Genomic DNA, 24007 nt, shown 5'->3' with positions numbered 1-24007 from the left:
CGGTTTTGTAGGGTGCGCATTAATGCGCACCTGGAATATTATGATGCGTTAACGTGTAAACGTCACCACGCGGCTGCGGTTCAACAGCAGCCGCAGCGTGTCGCCTTCGCGCGCAATCGCGAAGCTCTTCTCCCACGGTCCATCCTGCGCGGTGGCTAATAGCCGATTGTTGCCCAGCGACTGCAAACGCGCGCGAATCGCCGCCGGGCCGATGCCCATGATTAAGCTGTCGCCCTCAATCACCAACTCGCTGCGCCACTGCGGCGCGAACCAGCGGCCTTGCAGATTATCGAGACTGGCCAGATCGGCCTGCACCGGTACAAAACGTCGTGCGGCATGGCCAATCTCTCCCACAATCGCCGCACCATCATGACGTAACCGCATCGGGAAAGTGCTGGAGAGCGACACCGCCGTGCCGTGCACATCGTCACGCCACAAGGTTTCGCCTGCGCCGAGCCAGGTGGCGGTCACGCCTTTGATCTCCAGCCAGTCGGCGGCGTCTTGCGCCACGTAAAGTCCGGGCGTTAAATCGTGTCCTTTCTCCGGTAACGCGCGGTTGAGCAGCGCCGCCATCACCCGCAGCACGCTTTCCGACGTGGTGACATCTTCGCGGTTGGCGACCAGCGCCACGCCGATTTTCAGTTCCGGATGCAGCAGGAAATAGCTCTTATAACCGGCATGCGAACCGCCGTGACCAAACAGCGTCTGGCTGCCAAGCGTCGAGCTGGTAATGCCCAAACCGTATCCGCTGGTGCGGCCATCGTTGAGATTACGCGGCGCGCTCAGGCGCTGCAGCACGCCTGCGCCCGGTCCGCTATCGGCCAGCAGGCTTTGCAGCCAGCGCGTCAGATGATTCAGGCTGCCGGTCACGCTTCCCGATGCCGAGAGATGCAAACCGGCGCTGGAGAGCTGCCACTGCGCGCCGTTTTGCCAGTAGCCAGGCACCAAACCAGGCACGATATCGAACCAGCTTTCCGGCGCAATCAGATTGATATCCAGCGGATCGCAGATGTACTGCTGCAGCAGATCATTGAATAACACGCCTTTGGCTTTCAGCGCCTCTTCCACCAGCCGATAGCCGGTGTTGGTGTAGGAGATTTCGCTGCCGGGCGCATAGTTGAGCTCGCCTTCGCGTGCGATAAAATCCAGCAGGTCGTCGGCGCGGGTGGCGTTGTACACCGACAATCCCAGCAGCGATAAGGTTTCGCGCACGTCCGGCAAACCGCTGCTCATATCCAGCGCCTGGCCGACGGTGATTTGGCCGTTGGCTCCGCTCAGCTGCGGCAGATGCTGCGCCAGCGCATCGTCGAGCTTGAGGTAGCGGCGTCCCGGCCCGGTCACCAGCGCGGCAAACAGATGTTTGGTGATCGAGGCGAAACGCACCACGCTGTCGGCGCTGAACGGCGTTTGCTGCGCCAAATCGGCCAATCCGGCGCAGTGGGTTGAGTGAATCTGGTGCGCATCAAACAGAACCATTGCGCCGCCCGGCGCGCCCGGCTGTTGCCAGCTTTCAGTGATCTGTTGTGCGACATCCGCGGCGCGTTGCCAGTTAGCGGTCATGCCGGTTCCTCCAGCGTCATGCTGAGATCGAAAAGTTGGGCGGTATGCGGATGCTGGATGCGCCGCGCGCGCAGATCGTCGGCGCTCAGCTGCTCCACCATCTCGCCATTCTGCATCACGCCAATGCGCTGACACAGGTGCGTTACCACCGCGAGATTGTGCGTCACCATAATGTAGGTGAGTTTGCGCTCGCTGCGTAGGTCGCTGAGTAAATTCAGGATTTCGGCCTGCACCGACACATCAAGTGCCGAGGTCGGCTCATCCAGCAGCAGCACTTCCGGTTCGGCGATCAACGCGCGTGCAATCGCCACGCGCTGACGTTGGCCGCCCGACAGCTGATGCGGATAGCGGAAACGTACCGAGGCGGGCAAGCCCACTTCGGCTAACGCCTGGCTGATGCGCTGTTCGGCGCGATCGAGCTGATGCACCAGCAGCGGTTCGTGCAGGATGCGATCAATAGTTTGACGCGGATGCAGCGAACCAAACGGGTCCTGAAACACCATCTGCACCTGACGATAGAAGGCGCGGCTGCGTTTGGCGCTGAGCTGCATGCCGCCAAACAACATGCTGCCTTGCCAGTCGGCATTCAGTCCGGCGAGCGCGCGCAGGATGGTGGATTTGCCCGAGCCGCTTTCACCGACCAGGCCAAAGCTTTCGCCGTTACCGACCGAGAAGCTGACGTCTTTCACCGCCGTGTGCGCACCAAAGTTGATGCGCAGGTTTTCGATTTGAATCATGGGAAGCCTGTAAATTCTGTGCGTCCATTTAAACGGTCGCCATGAATGGCGACCCTACGCTGTGCGCCGATAATTAATCGCGCCACGCGGCATCGCGCTGCAATACGGGTAAACGCTCGCGCGGATGGCGCAACGACGGCAAACACGCCAGCAAACCGCGCGTATAAGGATGCTGCGCCTGCTGCAACTGCCCGGCATCGAGCAGCTCGACGATGCGGCCGGCGTACATCACCGCCACGCGATCGCAGAAGTGCGACACCAGCGGCAAATCGTGGCTGATCAGGATTAGCCCCATACCGCGCGCCGAGACTAATTCGTCAATCAGCTTGAGGATCTCTGCCTGCACCGTGGCATCCAGCGCGCTGGTGGGTTCATCGGCGATCAACAGTTCCGGATCGGGCGCCAGCATCATGGCAATCATCACGCGCTGGCCCATGCCGCCTGAGACTTCATGCGGATAGCGTTTTGCCACGGCTTCAGGGTCGCGAATCTTCACCTGCTCCAGCAGCTCAATCGCCGCCTGCATCGCCGCTTTATGGCTGCCGCCTTTGTGCTCGCGCCAGGCTTCGGCGATCTGCTGGCCGATGGTCATCACCGGGTTGAGCGAATATTTCGGGTCCTGCAGGATAAAACCGACGCGCTTGCCGCGAATTTTGCGCAGCACTTTCTCGCTGGCACCGCGCAGATCGATACCGTCGAAGCGCAGCACATCGGCGCTGACTTCCGCATTGCCCGGCAATAACTGCATCAGGCTGCGCGCGGTCAGCGACTTGCCGGAACCGCTTTCGCCGACAATGGCGAACTTCTCGCGGCCCACGCTAAAACTGACGCCGCGCACTGCTTCAAAGGTTTCGCTGCGCGAGCGGAAAGCAACGCGCAGGTTCTCGATTTCCACCAACATTTAGCGCTCCTTGGGATCCAGCACGTCACGCAGACCGTCGCCGAGAAAGTTAAACGCCAGCGACGTCAGAAAAATCGCGATACACGGCATCAATGGCACCCACCATTCGCTGAACAGGAAGCGACGTGCGGTGGCGATCATCGTGCCCCATTCCGGTGACGGCGGCTGCGCGCCCATGCCAAGGAAGCCAAGGCTGGCGGCGGTGATAATGATGGAGCTCATGTCCAGCGTGACGCGCACAATCAGGCTCGGCACGCACAGCGGCATGATGTGGCGCAGAATAATGCGCAGCGGCGACGCGCCCGTCAGACGGCTGGCGGCGATAAAGTCGCTGTGGCGGAACTGCAGCGTTTCAGCGCGTGCCAGGCGCGCATACGGCGGCCACGATGTCAGGGCAATCGCCAGAATCGCGCTCTCAACGCCAGGTTTCAGCGCGGCAACAAACGCCAGCGCCAGAATCAGACGCGGGAAGGCGAGGAAGATATCGGTCAGGCGCATCAGCGCTTTATCGATGAAACCTCCGGCATAACCGGCGATACAGCCAATCAGCAGACCGAGCGGCGCGGTGAGCAGCACCACAGCGATCACCATGCCGAGCGTGGTGCGGCCGCCGTAGATAATGCGCGTCCAGACATCGCGGCCCAGTTCATCAGTGCCGAGCCAGTGCGCGGCGGAAGGTGCCGCAAGACGGTTTTCCAGATGCTGCACGCCGGGATCGAACGGCGTCAGCCACGGCGCAAACAGCGCCAGCAGCAGCATCACCGCCACCACCAGCAGTCCGGCCATCGCCAGTGGATTACTGCGCAGGCTGAGCCACAGGCGATAACGCCGTCCCCACACCGCCTGGCGACGATTGGCGGGCGTGTCGTCGAGCAGCCATTCTCGTGAGAAGAAGATCATTTTACGCGCGGGTCCCAAAGTCGATAGAGAAGGTCAGCCAGCTGATTGAGCAGCACATACACGGTGCCGACCAGCAAGGTTGCGCCGATTACCGGGTTCATGTCGGCGTTCATCAGCGACGTGGTGAGATATTGGCCGATACCGGGCCAGGCGAAGACGTTTTCCGTCACCACCGCGCCCTCCAGCAATCCGGCGTAGGTCAGCGCCAGCACCGTGACCAGCTGAACCGCCACGGTGGGAAACGCATGCCGCCAAATCACCCGCCGTGACGACAAACCTTTGGCGCGCGCGGTAATCACGAACTCGCCGCTCAGCGCGTTAAGCATAAAGGTGCGCGTCATACGCGTGATGTAGGCCATGCTGAAGTAGGCCAGAATCAGCACCGGCTGCGCCATGTGCGCCAGCGCATCCCAGAAGGCGTCCGTTTCCCCGGCCAGCAGCGAATCTATAGTCAGAAAGCCAGTGACCTGCGGCACCATATCCTGCCAGATGATGTCCTGCCGTCCGGGACCGGGCGCAATGCCGAGTACCGCGTAGAACACCAGCAGGCTCAGCAACGCCAGCACGAACACCGGCAGTGAATGGCCGGCGAGACAGATGACGCGAATGGTTTGATCGACCCACGAACGTTGACGCACCGCCGCCCACACGCCAAGCGGAATGCCGATCAGCGCCGCGATGATGATCGCCGCCGTTGCCAGCTCCATGGTGGCGGGGAAGAAGCGGGCGATATCGGTAATCACCGGATTCGAGGTGAGAATCGATTTACCGAGATCGCCATGCAGCAGTTGATTAAGGTAGTGACCAAACTGCACGTAAAGGGGCTGATCCAGCCCCATTTCCGCACGCACGCGCTCAACTACCGATTGCGGTGCGTTATCACCGACCGCCGCCAGCACCGGATCGGTGGGCATGACGCGGCCAATGAAAAAGGTCAAAACCGACAGACCAAACAGCGTCAGCACCAGGCTTCCCAGGGTGCTGACGATTCTCTTCAGTAACGGCATCAGGCTTTTTTCACCTGCGCATACGGCCACTGCTCCAGCACGGTCATGTGGACATCACTCAGCGCTTTGCTGGTGGCCACGTTTTTGGTCTTCTGCATCATGAAAATGAACGGGCTCTTCTCGCGGCCTAGCTGCTGAATCTGCTGATAGAGCGCGATGCGCTTCGCTGGATCTGGCTCATGCAACGCCTTTTCGGTGAGTTTATTGAACTCTTCGTCTGACCAGCTGCAGCGCCATGCCAGCGTGCGCGCACGCGCGTTATCGCTGTTGTCGGTGTTAACGCAGAAGGCTTCGGTGTTGGAGTTAGGATCAAAGTAATCGGCGCCCCAAACCGTCAATGCCAGCTGATGCTGACGCGCGCGCATTTTGGTCAGAACCTGACGGTTTTCGGCGGCGATCAGCGACACTTTGATGCCAATCGCGCCCAACTGCGTTTGAATCGCCTGCGCGATGTCCGGATACGGTTGCATTGAGTAGTGATCGAGGGTGATTTCGAAACCGTCCGGATAACCCGCCTCGGCCAGCAGCGCTTTGGCTTTCGCCAGATCTTTGTGGAATGGCGTATCGTCCAGCGCCGCCGGGAAGCCGCTCGGCAGGAAGCTTTGATGGGTGACAAAACTCATCGACAGAATGTTTTTCTGGATGCTTTCGTAATCCAGCGCCCACTTCAGCGCCTGCCACACCTGCGGTTTTTTCAGGTACTGATTATTGGTGTTGCACGACATCAGCATGATGGCCGACAGCGACTGATTCACCAGCGACACGCTGCTGTCGTTTTTCACCTGCAGCAGCTGTTCGGTGGTGAGGTCATACGCGGCATCGACATCGCCTTTTTTCAGCATCAGCGCCTGCGCGGCCGGGTCGGCGATGTGTTTGAGGATCACGCGTTTGGTTTTGCTAGATCCTGCATATTGCGGGCTAATCTCCAGAATCACCGTTTCGCTGGCATTCCAGGTGCGCAGGGTAAAGGCACCGGAACCGGCGCTGTGCTGTTTCAGCCAGCCGTTACCGAAGTCATTGTTCTGCTGGTTCGCCAGGCAGGCTTTCTTCGACACGATGCTGCCGACGGTGGCGGATAAGCAGTAGAGCAGGAAGGTTTCGGCAGCAGGCGCGCCGAGTTTCATCTCAACGGTGTGCGCATCTTTCGCGGTCACCAGCTGCGTCACGTTATCTTTGGTAAAGCCGAACTGGTTGATAATAAAGGCCGGGCTCTTATCCAGCTTGACGATTCGTTCAATCGAGAACGCCACGTCTTCTGCGGTGAGCGGCGAACCATCGGCGAATTTAGCTGCCGGATCGAGATGAAAAGTGTAAGTGCCGTTATCGCTGCTGACATCCCAGCTTTGCGCCAGTTGACCAATCACTTTGTCGGCTTGCTTGGGATCGGGCGTGACTAAACGTTGATAGAGGTTGCCGCAAATCTGGCCGCCGGTGGCTTCGAAGCTTTCGTGTGGATCGAGGCTGGTGATGTTATCGAGTTGCATCGCGATCACCAGCATGGTCGGCGGCGTCGCGGCAAAGGAAGAATTCAGGCTGAGGTAGGAAACAACAGGTACAGCAGTGCATCCTGCAAGAAAACGTCTTCTGGTAACCATGTAAACTCCCAACTGATTGATAAGTAAAATAAAAAATTGTTATTTGATTGTTTTTTGTCTTGACTTTACGCACCTGCCGGAGGATTAATACCGGCTCTAAGCCATTTGTTTCACGCGCGTGTGCTCGCCCTTTTTTGGTGCAATTTGCTCCGCCAGCTGGCAGTGCTGCGCTTTCCCCCGAACATGGAACTGAACAACATGTCTGACTCGATTGCCCTCGATATTCCGGTCTTTGACGGCCACAACGATGTGCTGAATAAGCTGTGGCAGCACCATCAGCCGGACGCGGTTAATGCATTTTTCACTGGCACCAAAACGGGCCAAATGGACTTTCCGCGTATCCGTCAGGGAAATATGTTAGGTGGCATTTTCGCCACCTGGGTGCCGTCCTACCCTCTGATTGCAAGAAGTGCGCCAGACCTCGCAGATTTTCCTCAGGAAATTATCAACTCAGCGCGCGACGCGACCTTTTCTATGCTGGCGCTGCTACTACGCATTGAGCAGGCCTCGAACGGCCAGGTGAAGATTTGCCGCAGCGTGCGCGATATCCGCCACTGCATGGCAAACAAGGTGTTAGCGGTGGTGATGCACGTGGAAGGTGCTGAAGCGCTGGATACCCACGGCGAGCTGCTCGACATGCTGTATGCCAGCGGCTTGCGCACGCTGGGGCCGCTGTGGAGCCGCCCGAATCAGTTCGGCGACGGTGTGCCGTTCCTCTATCCTTCGTCGCCGGATATCGGCAACGGCCTGACGGCCGCGGGCAAGCAGCTGGTACGCGACTGTAATCGCCGCCGCATCATGGTTGATTTGTCGCATATGGATGAGAAAGGCTTCTGGCATACGGCGGAAATCAGCGATGCGCCGCTGGTGGCGAGCCACTCCAACGCGCATGTGATCAGCGCGCAGTCACGCAATCTCACCGATCGCCAGCTGGCGGCGATTGCCGAGACCAACGGCTTTGTCGGCGTCAATTTTGCCGTGCCGTTCCTGCGTGAAGATGGCGATCGCCATGCGCCGACCGGCGTCGATGCCATCGTGCGCCACGTTGAGTATCTGCTGGAAAAAGTCGGGGAAGATGGCGTTGGTTTTGGTTCGGATCTCGATGGCGCCACCATGCCGGGCGATCTGAAAGACGTGGCCGGATTCCCGCTGCTGGTGCAGGCGCTGGCGGCACGCGGCTATTCGCGTGAGCTGCTGGAGAAGATTTGCCACGGCAACTGGCTGCGCGTGCTTGAAGCCACCTGGGGCGAATAATCATGCGGCTGCGGCATATTGAAGTGTTTCAGGCGATTGTGCAGACCGGCAGCATCAGTGCGGCGGCGCGTTTGCTGAATGTGTCGCAGCCGAATGTCAGCCGCGTGCTCAATCACGCTGAGCAGCAGCTTGGTTTTGCGCTGTTTGAGCGGCGCGCGCAGGGCATGGTGGTGACCGCAGAAGGGCGGCGTTTGCTACCGGAAGTGGAAGATATCTATCAGCGTTTACAGGCGATTACCCAGCTCACCGAGCAACTGCGGCACGGCGAAGGGCAAACGGTGCGCGTCGGTGCCGCTCATGCGTTTGGTCAGATGGTGTTAGCACCGGCGCTGGTGAACTGGCGACAACAGGCGGCGTCGGTCAGCGTGGAATTGGTTACCGAGCATTTCAGCACCTTGTGCGGCATGATCATGGCTAATCAGCTCGATTTCGCGCTGGTGTTTGGTCAGCAGGTGGATGCGGATTTACTGGCGGAGCCGCTGTTTCAGTCGTCGATGGTGGCGTTGCTGCCGCGCAATCACACCCACAATGAGCCGGTGACGCTGGAGTGGCTGTGCGCTAACAACCTGCTGATGATGCAGAATCAGGATCCGCTCGGTCGCGTGCTGCACCGCGCGCTGCGCGATAAAGGACTCAATCCAGCGGTTTCGCTGTCGATCAAAACCTATTCGGTGATTGCCGATATGGTGCTGGCGGGCGGCGGCGTCGGGATTGTCGATCTGTTTACCGCCTGCCGCTATGCCGACCAGCTCAAGCTGTTGCCGGTCGCGCAGCCGCTACCGTTTGAAGTGATGTTAATCAGCCGCCGCGATCAGCCGCAGTCGCAATCCACGCTGCAGCTAAAACAGGTGATTCGCAACAAGCTGTGGGAGATCGCGCGCCAGTGTGAATCGCAGTTTTTCACCCGCCCAACGTAATGCCGATTGCCGGTACGCATATTTATGCGCACCAGGTCGCCATGAATGGCGACCCTACGGAGTTTGTAGCGATTGTGAGTTAAGAAAACGCAATGCTGCTGCAGCGCGGGTGTTGAGGCGACATCCCAATCCGCTGAACGAGTGAGGGATTCCAGGATGAGCCGCATGGATGCGGCGAGAGGTGGCGTTGAGCAGGAGCGAATCGACACCGGTCCGTCAGGAATCGCGAATGAGTGAAGGTACCGCGCAGCGGCGGGTTGGGCTGGCGCAGGGCCCGGGAGTGCAGAGGGCGTGGCCAGACGCCCTCTGCTCGGTCGCCGCACGAAGGTGCTGCAACTGCCTCAGCACATGGCGAACGAAAGTCGCACTGCGCTTAATGGACATGTATTACGCCATTCCTGGCGACCATTCAAACCCCATCCGTAATCGGTTTACGCACCAGCAGCAAATACGCCAGCGCACCCACCACTGTGACACCGGCGCAAATCATCAACGCCAGGCTAAACGACTTGGTGGTATCCAGCACCCAACCGGTGATCACTGGCGCGAACGAGGCGAACACGAAGCTGGCGAAGTTCTGGATGCTGCCGACCGAGGCGGTCATGCGCGCCGTGACGTTGGCGTGAATCAAACCCCAGCACGATGTACCGGCAAAGTGGATACAGAAAAGCGCCATACCGATCATGGTCACCGCGCTGGTGGTGTCGGTGGCACGCGTTACGAAAGCGGTAAACGCAGCAGACAACAGCATGCCAGTGACGATAGAGACCTTACGCACTTTCACCGCATCATGGCCACGACGCACCAGCGCATCGACCACATAACCGTTCAGCAGCATGCCCGCCGCGCCGAACAGGAATGGAATCGCCGCCAGCAAACCGGTGCTTTTCAGGTCGAGGTTATAAGTGGATTGCAGATAGCCCGGCAGCCACGCGATGTACAGCCATGCGGTGTAGTTGATGCCGCTGAAGCCAATCATCATGCCCCACATGGTGCGCTGCTTGAACAGGCCGCGCCACTCGGCAAAACTCAGCGGCTCTTTGCGCGATGCCACGCTGCCCGCCTGCAGATAGTGAATCTCTTCGCCACTCAGCTTGTTGTTATCGCGATCGCGGTACATCAGATACCAGCCGATGGCGAGGAACATGCCGAGCACGCCGATGGTGACAAACATGCCGCGCCAACCCATCACCATCATCATCGCGGCCAGAATCGGTGGCGCGATGGATAAACCAATCATCGAGGCGGCATTAAACATACCCATCGGCATGCCACGATCTTTGATGTTGAACCAGTCGTTGATCACCTTGACGCCGCACGGGTTCATCGGCGCTTCACCAATACCTAAACCGATACGCACCAAAATAAATTGGGTGAAGTTATGCACCAAACCGGCGGCCGCCTGGAAAAGCGACCAGAAGAACATGCCAATCGCCAGCATGATGCGCGGCCCTTTGCGATCGAGCAGCGCTCCGCACGGCAGCTGTGCTAAGCCGTACGCGAGTGAAAACGCTGACAGCAGCACGCCAATTTCGGTCGCAGATAGACCCAGTTCTCCCCGGATGGTCATATTGGCGACCGACAGCGAGCTGCGATCGAGATAGTTGATCATGGCGGCGAACAGCAGCAGCAACATGGCGGTAATCTGGATCTTTCTGATGCGCGGCGAGCGCACCACGTCACTGCGTGCCGGGATAAAATCTTGCCCGTCTGCAGCCGGTTGTGGCGCGTTTTCGCGGCCACGAGCCGAAGTATTTTCCATTGCGACCTCCCGGATCTGGGTACTTATCGTTATGCGTTTGAGTGGGATCCTGCGGCAGCAAAAAGGTGCTGCCCCAACGGATTGACTTCGAGACTAGAAGCAATCAGATCGGGATGTTGCGGAGATGTTTCAGATTCGTGCGGGAGCTAATGCTTTGTGGTTTTTAATCGGTTTTTAATTGTACTGACGGATAGATCGGATCATCGATGTCTTAGCGGTGCCGAGATGATTGTGCAGGGCGCACAAGGCTTCGACATCCTGACGGCTAATCAGCGCCGTCAGAATCGCCATATGCTCCTCCAGCGCCACGATATTGCGTTGCTTAAGATCGGTTTCATCCCATTGATAATGCGAGTGAAAAATCACGGAAATTATCTCCAGCGACTGATTAAAAAACGGATTGTTGGCGGCGGAGAGAATCAGCGTGTGCATCTCTTTATCCAGCGCGGCAAAGTGGCGGTAATTGCTGGCGATGGTGTCGCGCATTGAACGATGGCGATCCAGCAGGTCGCGCGCCTGCATCCAGCGCTCATCCTGCGAAGGCAGATTGAGAAAACGCGTCAGCGCGTGGGTTTCCAGCATTTCACGCAGCTCAAACAGGTTCTCGGCATACTTCTGATCGAACTTCTTCATGCGCCACTGTCCGCGTCTCACTGGCTCCAGCAGGTCATAACGCATAAAACGCAGCAGGAATTCGCGCACCACAATCGGGCTGACCTTCACCTGCTGCGCTAACTGCAGCTCGCTAAAAGTATCGCCCGGCATCAGCTGACGCTGATTAATCAGGTTGAAAAAGGTCTGCTCAAACTGCAGCGCCTGCTGATCAATCGGCGGCGTCAGGGCGTTAAAACCATCTTCATCGCTGGGATCGCGCACGATAACGTAGGTTTCATCCACCTTTTCCAGCACGCCGCGCTCATGCAGATGCTGCAAGGTGTGGCGCACCGTGGTGCGGCTGATATTGAACATTTCGGCCAGCGCCGCCTGCGGTGGCAATGGCGAACGGATATGCCGTTTGGCAATGCCTTCCAGCATCTGGTTAATCACGTTCTGACGTAGGTTCTGGCTGCGGCTCATGCGCGTCTCCGGTTTTTTATCTATTAAAAACCATACAAAGCCCAAAAAAAGCGGTTGGCTTCACACTTCCCCCAACGCAAAACGCTGTCATCGGCGATTTTCGCCATAACTGCGACAACAGCACAGGAGAAGCCCATGACAACAATTAAAACGCTGGTGGTCGCCGAGCCGCGCCAGATGGTGTGGCAGCAGCGCGCGAAGCCAACACCCGCCGCCAATGAAGTTCTGATCAAACCCATCGCCGCCGGGATTTGCGGCACCGATATCCACGCCTGGGCCGGCAATCAGCCGTTCTTCAGCTATCCACGCGTGTTGGGGCATGAGCTGTGCGGTGAAGTGGTGGAACTCGGCAGCCAGGCCAGCGGCTTCAGGCTGGGCCAGCGCGTGGCGCTGATTCCCTACGTTGCCTGTCAGCAGTGCGATGCTTGTTTGAGCGGCAAAACCAACTGCTGCGAAAACATCTCGGTGATTGGTGTGCATCAGGATGGCGGTTTCTGCGAATTTCTTAGTGTGCCGAGCAGCAATTTGCTGGCGGTGGATGATGTTGATCCGGAAGCCGCCGCGCTGATTGAACCTTTCGCCATCAGCGCACATGCGGTGCGCCGTGCGGCCGTGGCGGCGGATGAGCAGGTTTTGGTGGTGGGCGCAGGCCCGATTGGTCTTGGCGTGGCCGCGATTGCGGCGGCGGCGGGTGCCAAAGTGGTGGTGGCCGATACCAGCGAGCAGCGCCGTGCGCACGTGGCGCAGAAACTGGGTTTGGCGACGGTGAATCCATTAGACGCCGATTTTGATGCGCAGCTTAAAGCGGAGTTTGGCGGACGTTTGGCCGCTAAAGTGATCGATGCCACCGGCAGTCCAGCGGCGATGAACGGCGCGGTGAAACTGATTCGTCACGGCGGCACCATCGTGTTTGTCGGCCTGCATAAAGGCGATATGGTGATCCCGGATATCGAGTTCCACAAAAAAGAGACCACGCTGATGGGCAGCCGCAACGCCACGCTGGAAGATTTCGCTAAAGTCGGCGAACTGATGGCGAAAGGGCAGCTTCGTGCCGATATGATGCTGAATCGTCATTATGATTTTTCAACGCTGGTGGAGCGTTTTGAAGCGGATGTGATTAATAACCGGGAGCTGATTAAAGGCGTAATTCACTTCGAGCGGTAATTCTCCGGGATGTTCGGTCGCCATGAATGGCGACCCTACGACAGATCGGTGACGTTTTGTAGGGTGCGCATTAATGCGCACCTGGATTCAACTCCTGAGCACACAAAACGTCATTGCCGAATATCTATAAAAAGTCTAAATTTGGACTGATTCGGAGGAGTGTATGAAAATTGAAACCATTAGCTACATCAAAAAAAATGCCGCCGCGCTCGATCTCTCTGAGCCGATTCTTGTGACACAGAACGGCAATCCTGCTTACGTTATTGAATCCTGGGAAGCGCGTCAGGAACGAGATGAGACGCTGGCATTACTGAAGTTGCTGGCGCTGTCGGAAGAAGACAAAGCAGCCGGTAAAGGGATGACTCGCCAGCAGCTGTTAGAGGATCTTTAAGGACAAGCTATGTCGCACACGGAAGAGCCCTTCAACATCATCTACCTGCCAACGGTTCGCTTGAGCCTGCAAGAGATCGTCACTTTCCATCGCCGCCTGGGCAACGACTACCAAACCATCATTGCACGTGTGATTGATGAGTTTGAAACGCGAGTGAATCAATTTCCTTTGAGTTGTGCGGTATGTTCAGAATTAGCCGCCTTGGGCGTGACACGCTACCGCGAATTTAACAGCAGTGAAAACTATCGAATTTTATTCTCCGTTGAGCATCAAACCGTTTCTGCTCACGTGCTGTTGTCACAACGTCAAAGCATTCAACAATTGCTTTTCAAACGCTTACTCGTACATTAATCGCCATGTCGCGGCCCTGCGCGTAATTCATTTCAGGAGCTCCAAACTATGTTGAAGTCGTTACTGGCGGTGGTACTGGGCGGTGCGGTTGGCTGTTCGCTGCGTTGGTTGATCTCATTACGTTTTAACGCGCTGTTTCCCAATCTGCCGCCGGGCACCTTGATGGTGAATCTGGTGGGCGGTTTTATCATCGGTGCGGCGCTGGCTTTCTTCATGCGTAACCCGCACATCGATCCCTTCTGGAAATTGCTGATTGTCACCGGTTTATGCGGCGGCTTAACCACGTTCTCAACCTTTTCAGCAGAAATTGTCGGGCTGCTGCAAACCGGCAAATACCTGTGGGCGATGTCGAGCGTGATGGTGCATGTCATCGGTTCGCTGCTGATGACCTTCGCCGGTTTTGCCGTTGTAAACCTGCTGGGATAACCTTCAGGCTTGAAATAACTCCTCAGAGGTAGATACTAATCGCCATTCTGTGCGCGTGACGCACAGAATGTGTCACCGATTATCCGGACGATTAAGGAGCTGTGTCATGCGTCGTAACCCCAAATTCCTTAACCTGGTGTTGTTAAACGGTGAACCTGAGGAGAAGCTGCGTGCCGCACGCGCCGCCGGTTTCGAGCAGGTTGAGATCTGGCGCGACGATGTGCAAGCCAGTACGCCACAGTTAGCAAAGCAGTTACAGCTTGGCTTCACCAATGTTCAGGTGCTGCGCGATTTCACCGGTGCACCGGATCGTGAGCGCCAGCAAAAACGCGAAGAGCTGCGTCAGTTCATTCAAATTGCCCAAACCATTGGCTGCGACACCATTCAGGCACCTGCCAGCACGCGTGAAGATTGCGTAGCATCGCGCATTGATGAAGATTTACGTTGGATGGCGTCGGAAGCCGCGCGCTACAACATGCGCATCATGTATGAGCCGATGGCGTGGTGCAGCGTGGATAATACGCTGCCGCTGGCATGGGAACGGCTGCAACGGCTGGACCAGCCGAATATCGGTTTGGTGGTCGATCTGTTCCACATCTGCGCGTTAGGCGGCGATGCGTCTCAGCTGGATGGCATTCCTGCCGATCGTATCTACGAAGTGCAGTTGTGTGACATGGCCGAAATGCCGCCGCAGGATAAGCAACCGCTCAGCGAGTATGCGCGTCATCAGCGCTTGTTGCCGGGCGATGGCATCATCGAAGTGGAACGTTTTGTCGATAAGCTGAAAAGTGCCGGTTACAGCGGGCCGGTCGGCATTGAAGTGTTTAACGATAAGTTGCAAGCGCAGCCAGCAGAGGTGGCTGCGCACAAGGCGTGGCAGGCGTTAAATCGTTACTGGCCTTAATCCTGCAAACATTGCGCGATGAAACCGGCGGCATCCATCGCACCCTGCGATGAAATGGTGTGGCCGGTGGCCGCTTCATAGCGCGCTTCCACCGTCACGCCAGCCTGTTGCAAACGCTGCTCCGCTGAGGAGCTTTCGCTAAACGGAATCACATCATCGGCTTTGCCGTGAATCAGCAGCGCAGGCGTATACTGTTGCGGAGTTAACGCGCCATCAAACGCCAGGCGACCGGAAAATGCCACCACGCCCGCCAGCGGATAGCGGCCTGAAGCCAGTGCATCCAGCGCCATGATCGAACCCTGCGAAAAGCCCACCAGAATCACTTTGTCCCACGCATCCGCCATGCCGTGTTGCGCCATCAGCTGTTGCAGTGTGTCATCAAAGGCAGCGCGCGCTTCACGCACCCGCGCCGGGCGATTTTCAGGCGTGATGCCGGTCAGGCTAAACCACTGATAACCCATCGCATGTTCAAAAGGATAGGGCGCATTCGGCGAGGCAAACGCCACATCTGGCAGCAGGCGCGCCCAATGTTCGCCGAGCACCGCGAGGTCGTTGCCGTTGCTCCCGACGCCATGTAAAAAAATCACTAACGCTTTTGCCATCGCACAGCTCCTTATAAACCGTAGGCCGCCATATCCGGGCCAACAGGCACAATGCCGTTGGGATTCAGCGCTTTAATCGAATAATAGCCCTGCTTGATATGGTCGATATTCACCGTCTGACGCACGCCAGAAACCGACAGCATACTCTTGAGATAACGATCGAGCAGCGGATAGTCACGCAGGCGGCGCAGGTTGCATTTAAACAGGCCGTGATAGGCGGCGTCAAAGCGCACCAGCGTGACGAACAGGCGGATATCCGCTTCGGTTAAGCGCTCGCCGAGCAGGAAGGTGCGGCCATCCTGCAAACGCAGCTCCAGCTCATCCAGCTGGCTGAACACATCGTTAAACGCCTGCTGATAGCTGACCTGCGTGGTGGCGAAGCCGGTGCGATACACGCCGTTATTCAGGCGCGGATAGATCGATTCGTTCAGCGCGTCGATCTCTGCACGCAGATCTTCGGGATAAAGATCAATGCGATCGTCCGCCAGCGCGCCAAAGCCGCTGTTCAGCATGCGCAGGATATCGGCCGACTCGTTGTTGACGATGGTCTGCGCCTTTTTGTCCCACAGCACCGGCACGGTGGCGCGGCCGGTGAAATCGGCATCGGCGCGGGTGTAAAGCTCGTGGATGTACTCGGCTTTATTTAGCCAGTCGCGGTCCGCGCCGGGATAATCACCGAAGCGCCAGCCTTGCGCGCCAAGCTGCGGTTCCACCACCGACACACTGATCACTTTCTCCAGCCCTTTCAGGCTGCGCGCCAGCAGCGTGCGCGAAGCCCACGGACAAATCAGTGCCACATAGAGGTGATAGCGATCCGGCTCGGCAGCAAATTCGCTGGAACCATCTGCGGTGATCCAGTGACGAAAACTGGATGTCTGGCGCACAAAACCGCCTTGTTTATCGGTGGCTTGCACCGGATGCCACTCTGCACTCCACTTACCGTTTACCAGCATCGTCTTCTCTCCTATGTGTTGATGGAGTGAGCATACAGCGCTGCTGGTTGGGTGATAATCCGGGCAAAATGGCTTTCATTGCTTCCAAATTGGAAGGAATCAGCCGGGCGGATGCTGCTGGAAATGGGCGGCGAGGAAATCGATCAGCAGTCGGGTTTTCTGCGCCAGATGACGCGCCGGCGGATAGAGCGCGAACAAGCCGAGCGGCGGTGTGGCGAACTCCTCTAATATCGAGACGATTTCACCGCGTTGCAGAGCGGGCGCGGCAATAAAACCCGGCAGCCGCGCAATGCCCAGCCCGGCAATCGCTGCCTGCAAACAGGCTTCAGTATTCGAGAAACAGAGACGACCACGAATCGGCATGCTGACGCTGTCGCCGCACGGCGTGACAAACGGCCAATGCCAGGGATCGCGGAAGTTGGTATCGCTGATGCACTGATGTGCCGCCAAATCACGCCAGTGCTGTGGCGTGCCGTGTTGCAGCAGATAACTGGAAGAGGCCGCCACGCGAATCGGCACATCGCCGAGGCGGCGTGCAATTAGGCTGCTGTCGTCGAGTTTGCCGATGCGGATCGCCATATCGAAGCCTTCATCGACGATGTTTACTGCACGATCGGAGAAATTCACGTCGAGTTCGATCTGCGGATAATGGCGCGCGAACTCCACCAGCACGCTGGCTAACACCGCCGTACCGAAAGTGCCGGGCGCGCTGATTTTTAGGCGGCCGGTCGGCGTGGTGGCGCTGTCGCGCACTGTGGCATCCAGCGTATCAAAGGCTTCCAGCAGCGTTTTTACCCGCTCGTAATAGGCGCGACCGACTTCGGTGGGCGAAAGCGCACGCGTGCTGCGTTTAAACAGCTGCACGCCAAGTTCCTGCTCCAGCCGGGAGACCAGCTTCGACGCCTGGCCACTGCTGGTGCCGAGGCGTTCGGCCGCACCGGCAAAGCTGCCGACTTCCAGCACGGCGACAAACATGCGGTCACAATCGAGTCGATCCATGGCGTTTCCTGTTAGTTCAGCGTTTTATGTTAATCGGTCGCCATGAATGGCGACCCTACGTCGTAGGGTGCGCATTAATGCGCATCGGGTCAAATCTGCTGATTACACATTCAGTGCGCTGCACCTTTTCCCACACGGGAAAACCTGTTGAACTAGGCGCCTGCTTTCATCTGGCCGGGAGCCGTGAATGTCTTTGCTACATCTGTCGTCGCTGGCGGAGATCTCCGCCGTCGAATGGGATGCGCTGTTACCTGACGATCAACCGTTTTTACGCCATGCCTTTCTTCTTTCATTAGAAGAGAGCGGCAGCGTGCGGCCCGAAAACGGCTGGCAGACGGATCACCTGCTGTGGCGGGAAAACGGCACGCTGCGTGCCGCCATTCCGGGCTATCGCAAACGGCACTCGCGCGGTGAATATGTGTTTGACCATGCGTGGGCGGATGCCTGCCAACGCGCCGGCATTCCTTACTATCCGAAATGGCTGGGCGCGATTCCGTTTAGTCCGGTGACCGGCGCACGCCTGCTGGGCGACGAAGACGCGGTGCTGAAATTGCTCAGCGCGCTGCCGGATAATCTCTACGAACAGGGTTTGAGCGGCGCACACATCAACTTCACCACGCCGTTCGCCAATCAAATCATGCAGCAGCAGCCGGACTGGCTGGAGCGCCTTGGCTTGCAGTATCACTGGCACAACAAAGGCTATCGTGATTTTCAGGATTTCCTCGACACGCTGATGTCGCGCAAGCGCAAACAGCTGCGCAAAGAGCGTGAGCAGGTGATGAGCAGCGGCTTTGAATTCAGCTGGTATCGCGGCGATGAGCTGCGCGAAGATCAGTGGGATTTCGTCTACACCTGCTACGCCAACACCTATGCGGTGCGCGGCCAGCGACCATATTTGACGCGCCACTTCTTTAGCCTGCTGGCGGAGCGCATGCCGCGTTCGATTCGCGTGGTGATCGCGACGCTGCAAGGCCAACCAGCCGCCATGGCGTTCTGCTTAATGGACGGCAACACGCTGTATGGCCGCTATTGGGGTTGTCTGGCGGAGTTTGATCGGCTGCATTTCGAAACCTGCTTCTATCAGGGCATGGATTTCGCCATCGCGGAAGGTTTGCAGCGTTTTGATGCGGGCGCGCAGGGCGAGCACAAGCTAGTGCGCGGCTTTGAACCGCATATCACGCACTCATGGCACTATCTGTGCCATCCCGGCTTGCGTGATGCGGTGGGGGATTTTCTGCTGCAGGAACGGGAAGGCGTGCGCGGCTGGGCAATTGAAGCGCGCGACGCCTTACCGTATCGGCGTGGTGATTAATCCGCGCCGACAAAACCGCCGGTCTGATGCTGCCACAGGCGCGCGTAAAGTCCGCCGTGCGCCAGCAGCTCGCGGTGGTTGCCCATCTCGACAATCTCACCTTTCTCCAGCACCACCAGACGATCCATTTTGGCGATAGTTGAAAGACGGTGCGCAATGGCAATCACCGTTTTGCCCTGCATCAACGTTTCCAGGCTCTCCTGAATCGCCGCTTCCACCTCGGAATCCAGCGCGGAGGTGGCTTCATCCATGATCAGAATCGGCGCGTCTTTCAGCAGCACGCGCGCGATGGCGATACGCTGACGTTGACCGCCCGACAGCTTCACGCCGCGCTCGCCCACGTGCGCATCCAAGCCGGTGCGGCCCTGCGGATCGGAGAGCAGCGGAATGAACTCGTCGGCGCGTGCGCGGATAATCGCCGCCTGCAGCTCCTCTTCCGTCGCATCCGGACGACCATACAGCAAGTTTTCGCGAATTGAGCGGTGCAGCAGCGACGTGTCCTGGGTGATCATGCCGATTTGCCCGCGCAGGCTTTCCTGCGTCACTTCGGCAATGTTCTGATCGTCAATCACAATGCGGCCGCTGTTGATGTCATACAGCCGCAGCAGCAGATTCACTAAGGTGGATTTACCGGCGCCGGACGGCCCAATCAAACCGATTTTCTCGCCCGGTTTGATATTGAGGTTGAGGCGATTAATTACCTGACGGCTGCCGCCATAATCAAAACGCACATCCTCAAAGCGAATCTGGCCGCGCGTCACCTGCATGTTTTTCGCGTTCGGCTGATCCTGCACGCTCAGCGGCTGCGCAATGGTGTTCAGGCCATCCTGCACCATGCCAATATTCTCAAAGATGCCGTTCACCACCCACATGATCCAACCGGACATATTCACCAGACGGATCACCAAACCGGTCGCCAGCGCAATCGCGCCGACGCTGATCAGCGACTGGCTCCACAACCACAGCGCCAGGCCGGAAGTGCTGACAATCAGCAAGCCATTGAGCGTCGAGAGTGTGATATCCATGGTGGTGACCATGCGGCTGGCGTGCTGGGTTTTGTCGGTTTGCTCCTGAATCGCTTCGCGCGCGTAACGCTTCTCCAGATCGTTGTGCGAGAACAGTTTGATGGTGGCGATGTTGGTGTAGCCATCGACGATGGTGCCCATCAATTTTGAGCGCGCTTCCGATGACACCACCGAACGCTGTTTCACGCGCGGCACGAAGAAGCTCAGCGACACGCTGTACGCCACAATCCAAATCACCAGCGGAATCATCAGGCGCCAGTCCGCTTCGGCAAACAGCACCAGCGAGGTCACCGCATAAATCACCACGTGCCAGATGGCGTCCACCAGCTGTACCGCCGAATCACGCAGCGAGTTACCGGTTTGCATGATGCGCTGGGCGATGCGCCCGGCAAAATCGTTCTGGAAGAAGTTCAGGCTCTGGCGCAGCACGTAGTTGTGATGCTGCCAGCGGATCATGCTGGTCATGCTTGGGTTGATGCTTTGATGCACCAGCATATCGTGCGCGGCAATCACCACTGGCCGCAGAATCAGCGCCACAAAGCCCATCCACAACAATATTTGCCAGTTATCGCTGAACAACGAGGCGGGCGTCGAGTGATTAACCAGGTCAATGATGCGGCTGAGATAGCTAAACAGCGCCACTTCGATCAGCGCCTGCACCAGCCCGACAATCAGCAGCGCGACGAAGCTCGGCCACACCTGACGCAGATAGTAGAAGTAGAACGGCCAGACGCTGGCGGGCGGGGAATCGGTTGGCGCATCCTGGAAAATATTGATAAAACGTTCAAAACGGCGATACAACATAGAGTCACTCTTCCCGAAATGGTGAGAGTTAACAGCTTAGTGCAAGTGAAAAGGGATTACCGACATGGATTTACACATTCGCGGCCGTGAGCCGGGCGATGCCGCCGCCTACCAACGCCTTTACAGCCATCCTGACGTTTATCGCTGGACCACGCAACTGCCGTGCCCGAGCGTGGCGACCTGGCAGAAAAAATTCGAAAAGATGGATGAACTGGGATACATCGGCTTTGTTGCGGAGATCGATGGCGCGATAGTTGGCGAGCTCACGCTGTTTGTCGAGCAGCGTCCACGCACGCGTCACAGCATCAGTTTTGGTATCGGCGTCGATCCGGCGTTTGGCGGGCGCGGCATTGGCGAAAAGCTAATCCGCAACGCGATGGATTACGCCTTTAACTGGCTCGGCATTATGCGCATCGAGCTGGAAGTGTTCCACGATAACGAACGCGCGCTGCGTCTGTATCAGAAGCTGGGTTTTGAGCGCGAAGGCGTGAAGCGTAAAGCCTGCCTGCGCGACGGCGAGTATCACGATATCGTGCAGATGGCGCAATTACGTTAACCGTAGGGTCGCCATTCATGGCGACCTTGTAGATAACCGCACCCAACCCGCATTACGGTCGCCATAAATGGCGACCCTACGATTTGGCGGCAATTATTGTGATTTATCAACGTACTTCTGCATATTCTCTTTGGTCACCAGCTCGAACGGGATCCATACGTGTGAATCGACTTTCTCGCCTTTGATCAGCTTCTGCGCCACATCCACCGACGTTTTGCCCTGGCCGACCGCATCCTGGAACACTGTGACCTGAATTTTGTCCTGCGACAGCGCTTTCAGGCCATCTGGCGTGGCATCGATGCCGCCAACCAGCACCTTTTTATTGCCCTTGGCCAGCGCCATCGCCGCGCCGATCGCCATCTCATCGTTATTTGCCGCTACGATATCAATTGCTTCATCATTGCCCAGCCAGTTATTCATCAAATCCATGCCTTCGTTGCGCGCGTAGTTGGCGGGCTGTTTCTGCACCACTTTCATGCCGGGATATTTCGCCACCACTTGCTCAACGTCTTTAGTGCGTTGCAGCGCACCGGCATCGGTCAGATTACCGATCATGATCGCCACATTACCTTTGTAATTGGCCATTTTCGCCAGCGCTTCCATCTGCAAGGTGCCGGATTCACGCTCGTCGGAGCCGACAAACACCACGCCGGCCGGCAGCGATTTATCGCCCGGCGTGCGGTTTACGTACACCAGCGGAATTTTTGCCTGCTGCGCGAGCTTGGTGAGCTGCGGCGTGCTGGCAGAATCAACCGGATCAACGATGATCGCATCCACGCCCGCGCCGATAAAACTCTGCACCTGATCGGTCTGACGTCCGACGTCACCGCGTGCATCTTCAAACTGAATATCGAGTCCGCGCGCTTTGGCTTCTTTATCAATCGACTGGCGAATAATGGTGAGGAAGTTTTGATCGAAGTAGGCCATCGACACGCCAATTTTTTCCGCCAGCGCCGAGGCTGATGTTGAGAGCAGGCCGAGCAACACAATCGCCTTGAGGGTTTTCATCGCAGACTCCAGAGTAAGCTTGTTATTAGAATGAATGTTTCATCAAGATAAAAAATGGCTCAATGAAATCATTTTCAGCCTACGAGCCCGCTACGTGGCTGACAATCAGCAAGGTTGGATTTTGCAGCCAGGCGCACACTTTGCTCTCGGGTGCGTCTTTGCTTTGCGCGCTCATAGTTGCGCTGAGAAGGATTTTCTTAGAGCTGGCGCACATTGCGGTGCAAAGGCTTGCGGATCTTTAAGGTTCTGTGCAGCGCCGCACCTCACTTTGTGCCAGCTGCTAAATCTGGCGCTAATTAGCACTGTCGATTCCGCCATTCGCCCAATGACCACGGCTGAAACCGCTTCCTATAGTTGCTGCACAGGGGAAATAAAGCGGTATTCCAGTGTGTTTCATTTGAGGAATTCAGCCCATGCTAAAAGCCAATAATCGTCCACAGAACAGCCACGTACGCGTTTGGATCCTTTGCCTGATCCTGTTTCTTTCCGTGGTGGCGTATGCCGACCGCTCGATCCTGTCGATCTCGGGATCGGCGATCAAAGATGAGTTTGGACTTTCGGCGATCCAGCTTGGCCTGATCCTCTCGGCGTTTAGCTGGGCCTATGTGATCGGCCAGATCCCCGGCGGCCTGTTCCTTGATCGCTTTGGCACCAAAAAAGTGTATGGCGTGACGCTGGCGCTGTGGTCAATCTCCACGCTGCTGATGGGCTTTGTCGGCGAGTTCTCCAGCGGCATGACCATGGCGCTGACATTGATGTTTGCGCTGCGTTTCGCGCTGGGCCTGATTGAAGCCCCGAGTTTTCCCGCCAATGCGCGCGCGGTGATCATGTGGTTCCCCAGCGCCGAACGCGGCCGCGCCTCTTCACTTTTCGCCTCGGCGCAATATTTTGCCGTCGCCATCTTCTCACCGCTCTCCGGCTGGCTGGTGTCGCGCTTCGGCTGGGAATGGCCGTTCTTCGTCCTGGGCGGCATTGGCGTGCTGGCGGTGTTTGTCTGGATGGGCTTTATGCGCACCCCGCGCCATCACCCGCGGGTATCGGAAAATGAGCTGCGCTACATTGAGCAGGGCGGCGCGCTGGTCGATATCGATTCGGCACAAACGTTGAAAGCGCGTCCGCCGTTGAGCAAAGCGATGTTCAAAAAGCTGCTCAGCAACCGCATGCTGTGGTGTGCCTACATCGGCCAATATTGCATCATCGCGCTCAGCTACTTCTTTATCACCTGGTTCCCGATTTATCTGGTGCAGGCGCGCGGCATGAACATTCTCGACGCCGGATTTGCCACCATCGCACCGGCGGTGTTTGGCTTCCTCGGCGGCATCAGCGGCGGCTATATCTCCGACAAACTGCTGGCAAACGGCTGGAGTTTATCCTGGGCGCGTAAAACGCCGTACATCGTCGGCATGCTGATGGCGGCGTCGCTGGTTCTGGCGGCGGTGATCCCCAGCAACGTCGGCATTATCGCCATTATGTCGTTCGCCTTCTTCGGTAAAGGCGTGGCTGCAGGTGCCGGAACCTGGACAATTGTCAGCGATACCGCACCGAAAGAAGCGGTTGGCCTGGCGGGCGCGATCTTCAACGGCATCGGCAACATGGCGGGCTTTATCACGCCGCTGCTGTTCGGCATCATCGTCGGCTTAACCGGCAGCTACAGCATTGGGCTGGTGTTTGTCGGCGCGCACTGCGTAGTCGCTGCTTTACTGTTCCTGCTGGTGATGGGACCGATTGAACGCGTTGGCGAGGAGCAGGAGATTTCAACCCAGGTCGCCATGAATGGCGACCCTACGACGTAGGGTGCGCAT

23 protein-coding genes are annotated in these 24007 nt (G+C 57.6%); 10 read left to right on the top strand and 13 right to left on the bottom strand.

Annotated elements, in window-relative coordinates:
• Positions 1-48: 48 nt before the first annotated feature.
• The 6 genes from NR302_RS18550 to NR302_RS18525 form a co-directional block, all read right to left on the bottom strand.
• Complete coding sequence (locus NR302_RS18550) at positions 49-1560, bottom strand: serine hydrolase (protein WP_258144152.1); 1512 nt, start codon at positions 1558-1560, stop codon at positions 49-51.
• Positions 1557-2297: an ABC transporter ATP-binding protein gene (locus NR302_RS18545; protein WP_258144151.1), complete on the bottom strand. Its 741-nt coding sequence runs from the start codon at positions 2295-2297 to the stop codon at positions 1557-1559. The genes NR302_RS18550 and NR302_RS18545 overlap by 4 nt, the downstream gene beginning before the upstream one ends.
• Before the next feature lie 73 nt (positions 2298-2370).
• Positions 2371-3198, bottom strand: coding sequence for an ABC transporter ATP-binding protein (locus NR302_RS18540; protein ID WP_258144150.1), 828 nt, complete (start codon positions 3196-3198; stop codon positions 2371-2373).
• Positions 3199-4098 carry an ABC transporter permease gene (locus NR302_RS18535; RefSeq protein ID WP_154157288.1) on the bottom strand — a complete coding sequence of 300 codons (900 nt, stop codon included), beginning with the start codon at positions 4096-4098 and terminating at the stop codon, positions 3199-3201. It lies immediately after the preceding gene.
• The gene (locus tag NR302_RS18530) at positions 4095-5105 is read right to left on the bottom strand and encodes an ABC transporter permease (RefSeq protein ID WP_008106687.1); all 1011 of its coding nucleotides are present in this window, start codon (positions 5103-5105) and stop codon (positions 4095-4097) included. Before NR302_RS18530 ends, NR302_RS18535 begins: the two co-directional genes overlap by 4 nt.
• Entirely contained in the window at positions 5105-6700 is a 1596-nt protein-coding gene (locus NR302_RS18525) for an ABC transporter substrate-binding protein (protein ID WP_258144149.1), read from the bottom strand. Before NR302_RS18525 ends, NR302_RS18530 begins: the two co-directional genes overlap by 1 nt.
• Positions 6701-6898: 198 nt before the next feature.
• Between NR302_RS18525 and NR302_RS18520 the strand changes: the two genes are divergently transcribed.
• Together NR302_RS18520 and NR302_RS18515 are read left to right on the top strand one after the other, a co-directional pair.
• Positions 6899-7954: a dipeptidase gene (locus tag NR302_RS18520; protein WP_258144148.1), complete on the top strand. Its 1056-nt coding sequence runs from the start codon at positions 6899-6901 to the stop codon at positions 7952-7954.
• A 2-nt stretch (positions 7955-7956) separates the two neighbouring features.
• Positions 7957-8871, top strand: a complete 915-nt coding sequence (locus NR302_RS18515) for a LysR family transcriptional regulator (protein ID WP_258144147.1) — start codon at positions 7957-7959, stop codon at positions 8869-8871.
• A 409-nt stretch (positions 8872-9280) separates the two neighbouring features.
• On the opposite strand, the gene NR302_RS18510 is transcribed toward NR302_RS18515, so the two are convergent.
• On the bottom strand, positions 9281-10633 hold the full coding sequence (locus NR302_RS18510) for an MFS transporter (protein WP_008109477.1): 1353 nt from the start codon (positions 10631-10633) through the stop codon (positions 9281-9283).
• 174 nt (positions 10634-10807) lie between these two features.
• Positions 10808-11710 carry a GntR family transcriptional regulator gene (locus tag NR302_RS18505; protein WP_008109475.1) on the bottom strand — a complete coding sequence of 301 codons (903 nt, stop codon included), beginning with the start codon at positions 11708-11710 and terminating at the stop codon, positions 10808-10810.
• A gap of 135 nt (positions 11711-11845) precedes the next feature.
• Here NR302_RS18505 and NR302_RS18500 point away from each other — a divergent pair, with 135 nt between their 5' ends.
• From NR302_RS18500 to NR302_RS18480, 5 genes are all read left to right on the top strand, one after another.
• Entirely contained in the window at positions 11846-12874 is a 1029-nt protein-coding gene (locus NR302_RS18500) for a zinc-binding alcohol dehydrogenase family protein (protein ID WP_258144146.1), read from the top strand.
• A 163-nt stretch (positions 12875-13037) separates the two neighbouring features.
• Positions 13038-13265 carry a type II toxin-antitoxin system Phd/YefM family antitoxin gene (locus NR302_RS18495; protein ID WP_154193944.1) on the top strand — a complete coding sequence of 76 codons (228 nt, stop codon included), beginning with the start codon at positions 13038-13040 and terminating at the stop codon, positions 13263-13265.
• Positions 13266-13274: 9 nt separating this feature from the next.
• The gene (locus tag NR302_RS18490) at positions 13275-13616 is read left to right on the top strand and encodes a type II toxin-antitoxin system RelE/ParE family toxin (RefSeq protein ID WP_258144145.1); all 342 of its coding nucleotides are present in this window, start codon (positions 13275-13277) and stop codon (positions 13614-13616) included.
• A 48-nt stretch (positions 13617-13664) separates the two neighbouring features.
• On the top strand, positions 13665-14042 hold the full coding sequence (crcB, locus tag NR302_RS18485) for a fluoride efflux transporter CrcB (protein ID WP_008109473.1): 378 nt from the start codon (positions 13665-13667) through the stop codon (positions 14040-14042).
• 106 nt (positions 14043-14148) lie between these two features.
• Entirely contained in the window at positions 14149-14946 is a 798-nt protein-coding gene (locus NR302_RS18480) for a sugar phosphate isomerase/epimerase (protein ID WP_258144144.1), read from the top strand.
• On the opposite strand, the gene NR302_RS18475 is transcribed toward NR302_RS18480, so the two are convergent.
• The 3 genes from NR302_RS18475 to NR302_RS18465 form a co-directional block, all read right to left on the bottom strand.
• Positions 14943-15548 carry an alpha/beta hydrolase gene (locus tag NR302_RS18475; protein WP_258144143.1) on the bottom strand — a complete coding sequence of 202 codons (606 nt, stop codon included), beginning with the start codon at positions 15546-15548 and terminating at the stop codon, positions 14943-14945. The genes NR302_RS18480 and NR302_RS18475 overlap by 4 nt on opposite strands.
• An 11-nt stretch (positions 15549-15559) precedes the next feature.
• The gene (locus NR302_RS18470; RefSeq protein WP_258144142.1) at positions 15560-16501 is read right to left on the bottom strand and encodes a glutathione S-transferase family protein; all 942 of its coding nucleotides are present in this window, start codon (positions 16499-16501) and stop codon (positions 15560-15562) included.
• 99 nt (positions 16502-16600) lie between these two features.
• Entirely contained in the window at positions 16601-17500 is a 900-nt protein-coding gene (locus NR302_RS18465) for a LysR family transcriptional regulator (protein WP_154157279.1), read from the bottom strand.
• 187 nt (positions 17501-17687) lie between these two features.
• On the opposite strand from NR302_RS18465, the gene NR302_RS18460 reads away from it, so the two are divergent.
• Positions 17688-18812: a GNAT family N-acetyltransferase gene (locus tag NR302_RS18460; RefSeq protein ID WP_258144141.1), complete on the top strand. Its 1125-nt coding sequence runs from the start codon at positions 17688-17690 to the stop codon at positions 18810-18812.
• Here NR302_RS18460 and NR302_RS18455 read toward each other — a convergent pair.
• Positions 18809-20641, bottom strand: a complete 1833-nt coding sequence (locus NR302_RS18455) for an ABC transporter ATP-binding protein (protein ID WP_061719804.1) — start codon at positions 20639-20641, stop codon at positions 18809-18811. The genes NR302_RS18460 and NR302_RS18455 overlap by 4 nt on opposite strands.
• A gap of 64 nt (positions 20642-20705) precedes the next feature.
• On the opposite strand from NR302_RS18455, the gene NR302_RS18450 reads away from it, so the two are divergent.
• Positions 20706-21197, top strand: a complete 492-nt coding sequence (locus NR302_RS18450) for a GNAT family N-acetyltransferase (protein WP_258144140.1) — start codon at positions 20706-20708, stop codon at positions 21195-21197.
• 93 nt (positions 21198-21290) lie between these two features.
• On the opposite strand, the gene NR302_RS18445 is transcribed toward NR302_RS18450, so the two are convergent.
• Complete coding sequence (locus tag NR302_RS18445; RefSeq protein WP_008109461.1) at positions 21291-22205, bottom strand: sugar ABC transporter substrate-binding protein; 915 nt, start codon at positions 22203-22205, stop codon at positions 21291-21293.
• A gap of 413 nt (positions 22206-22618) precedes the next feature.
• Between NR302_RS18445 and NR302_RS18440 the strand changes: the two genes are divergently transcribed.
• Positions 22619-23998 carry an MFS transporter gene (locus NR302_RS18440; RefSeq protein ID WP_258144139.1) on the top strand — a complete coding sequence of 460 codons (1380 nt, stop codon included), beginning with the start codon at positions 22619-22621 and terminating at the stop codon, positions 23996-23998.
• The last annotated feature ends 9 nt before the right edge of the window (positions 23999-24007 follow it).

This window comes from Pantoea sp. SOD02, assembly GCF_024707505.1.
GTDB lineage: Bacteria > Pseudomonadota > Gammaproteobacteria > Enterobacterales > Enterobacteriaceae > Pantoea > Pantoea symbiotica.
Note: the sequence above shows the minus strand (reverse complement) of the source record. Positions and strands in the feature narration are given on the sequence as shown.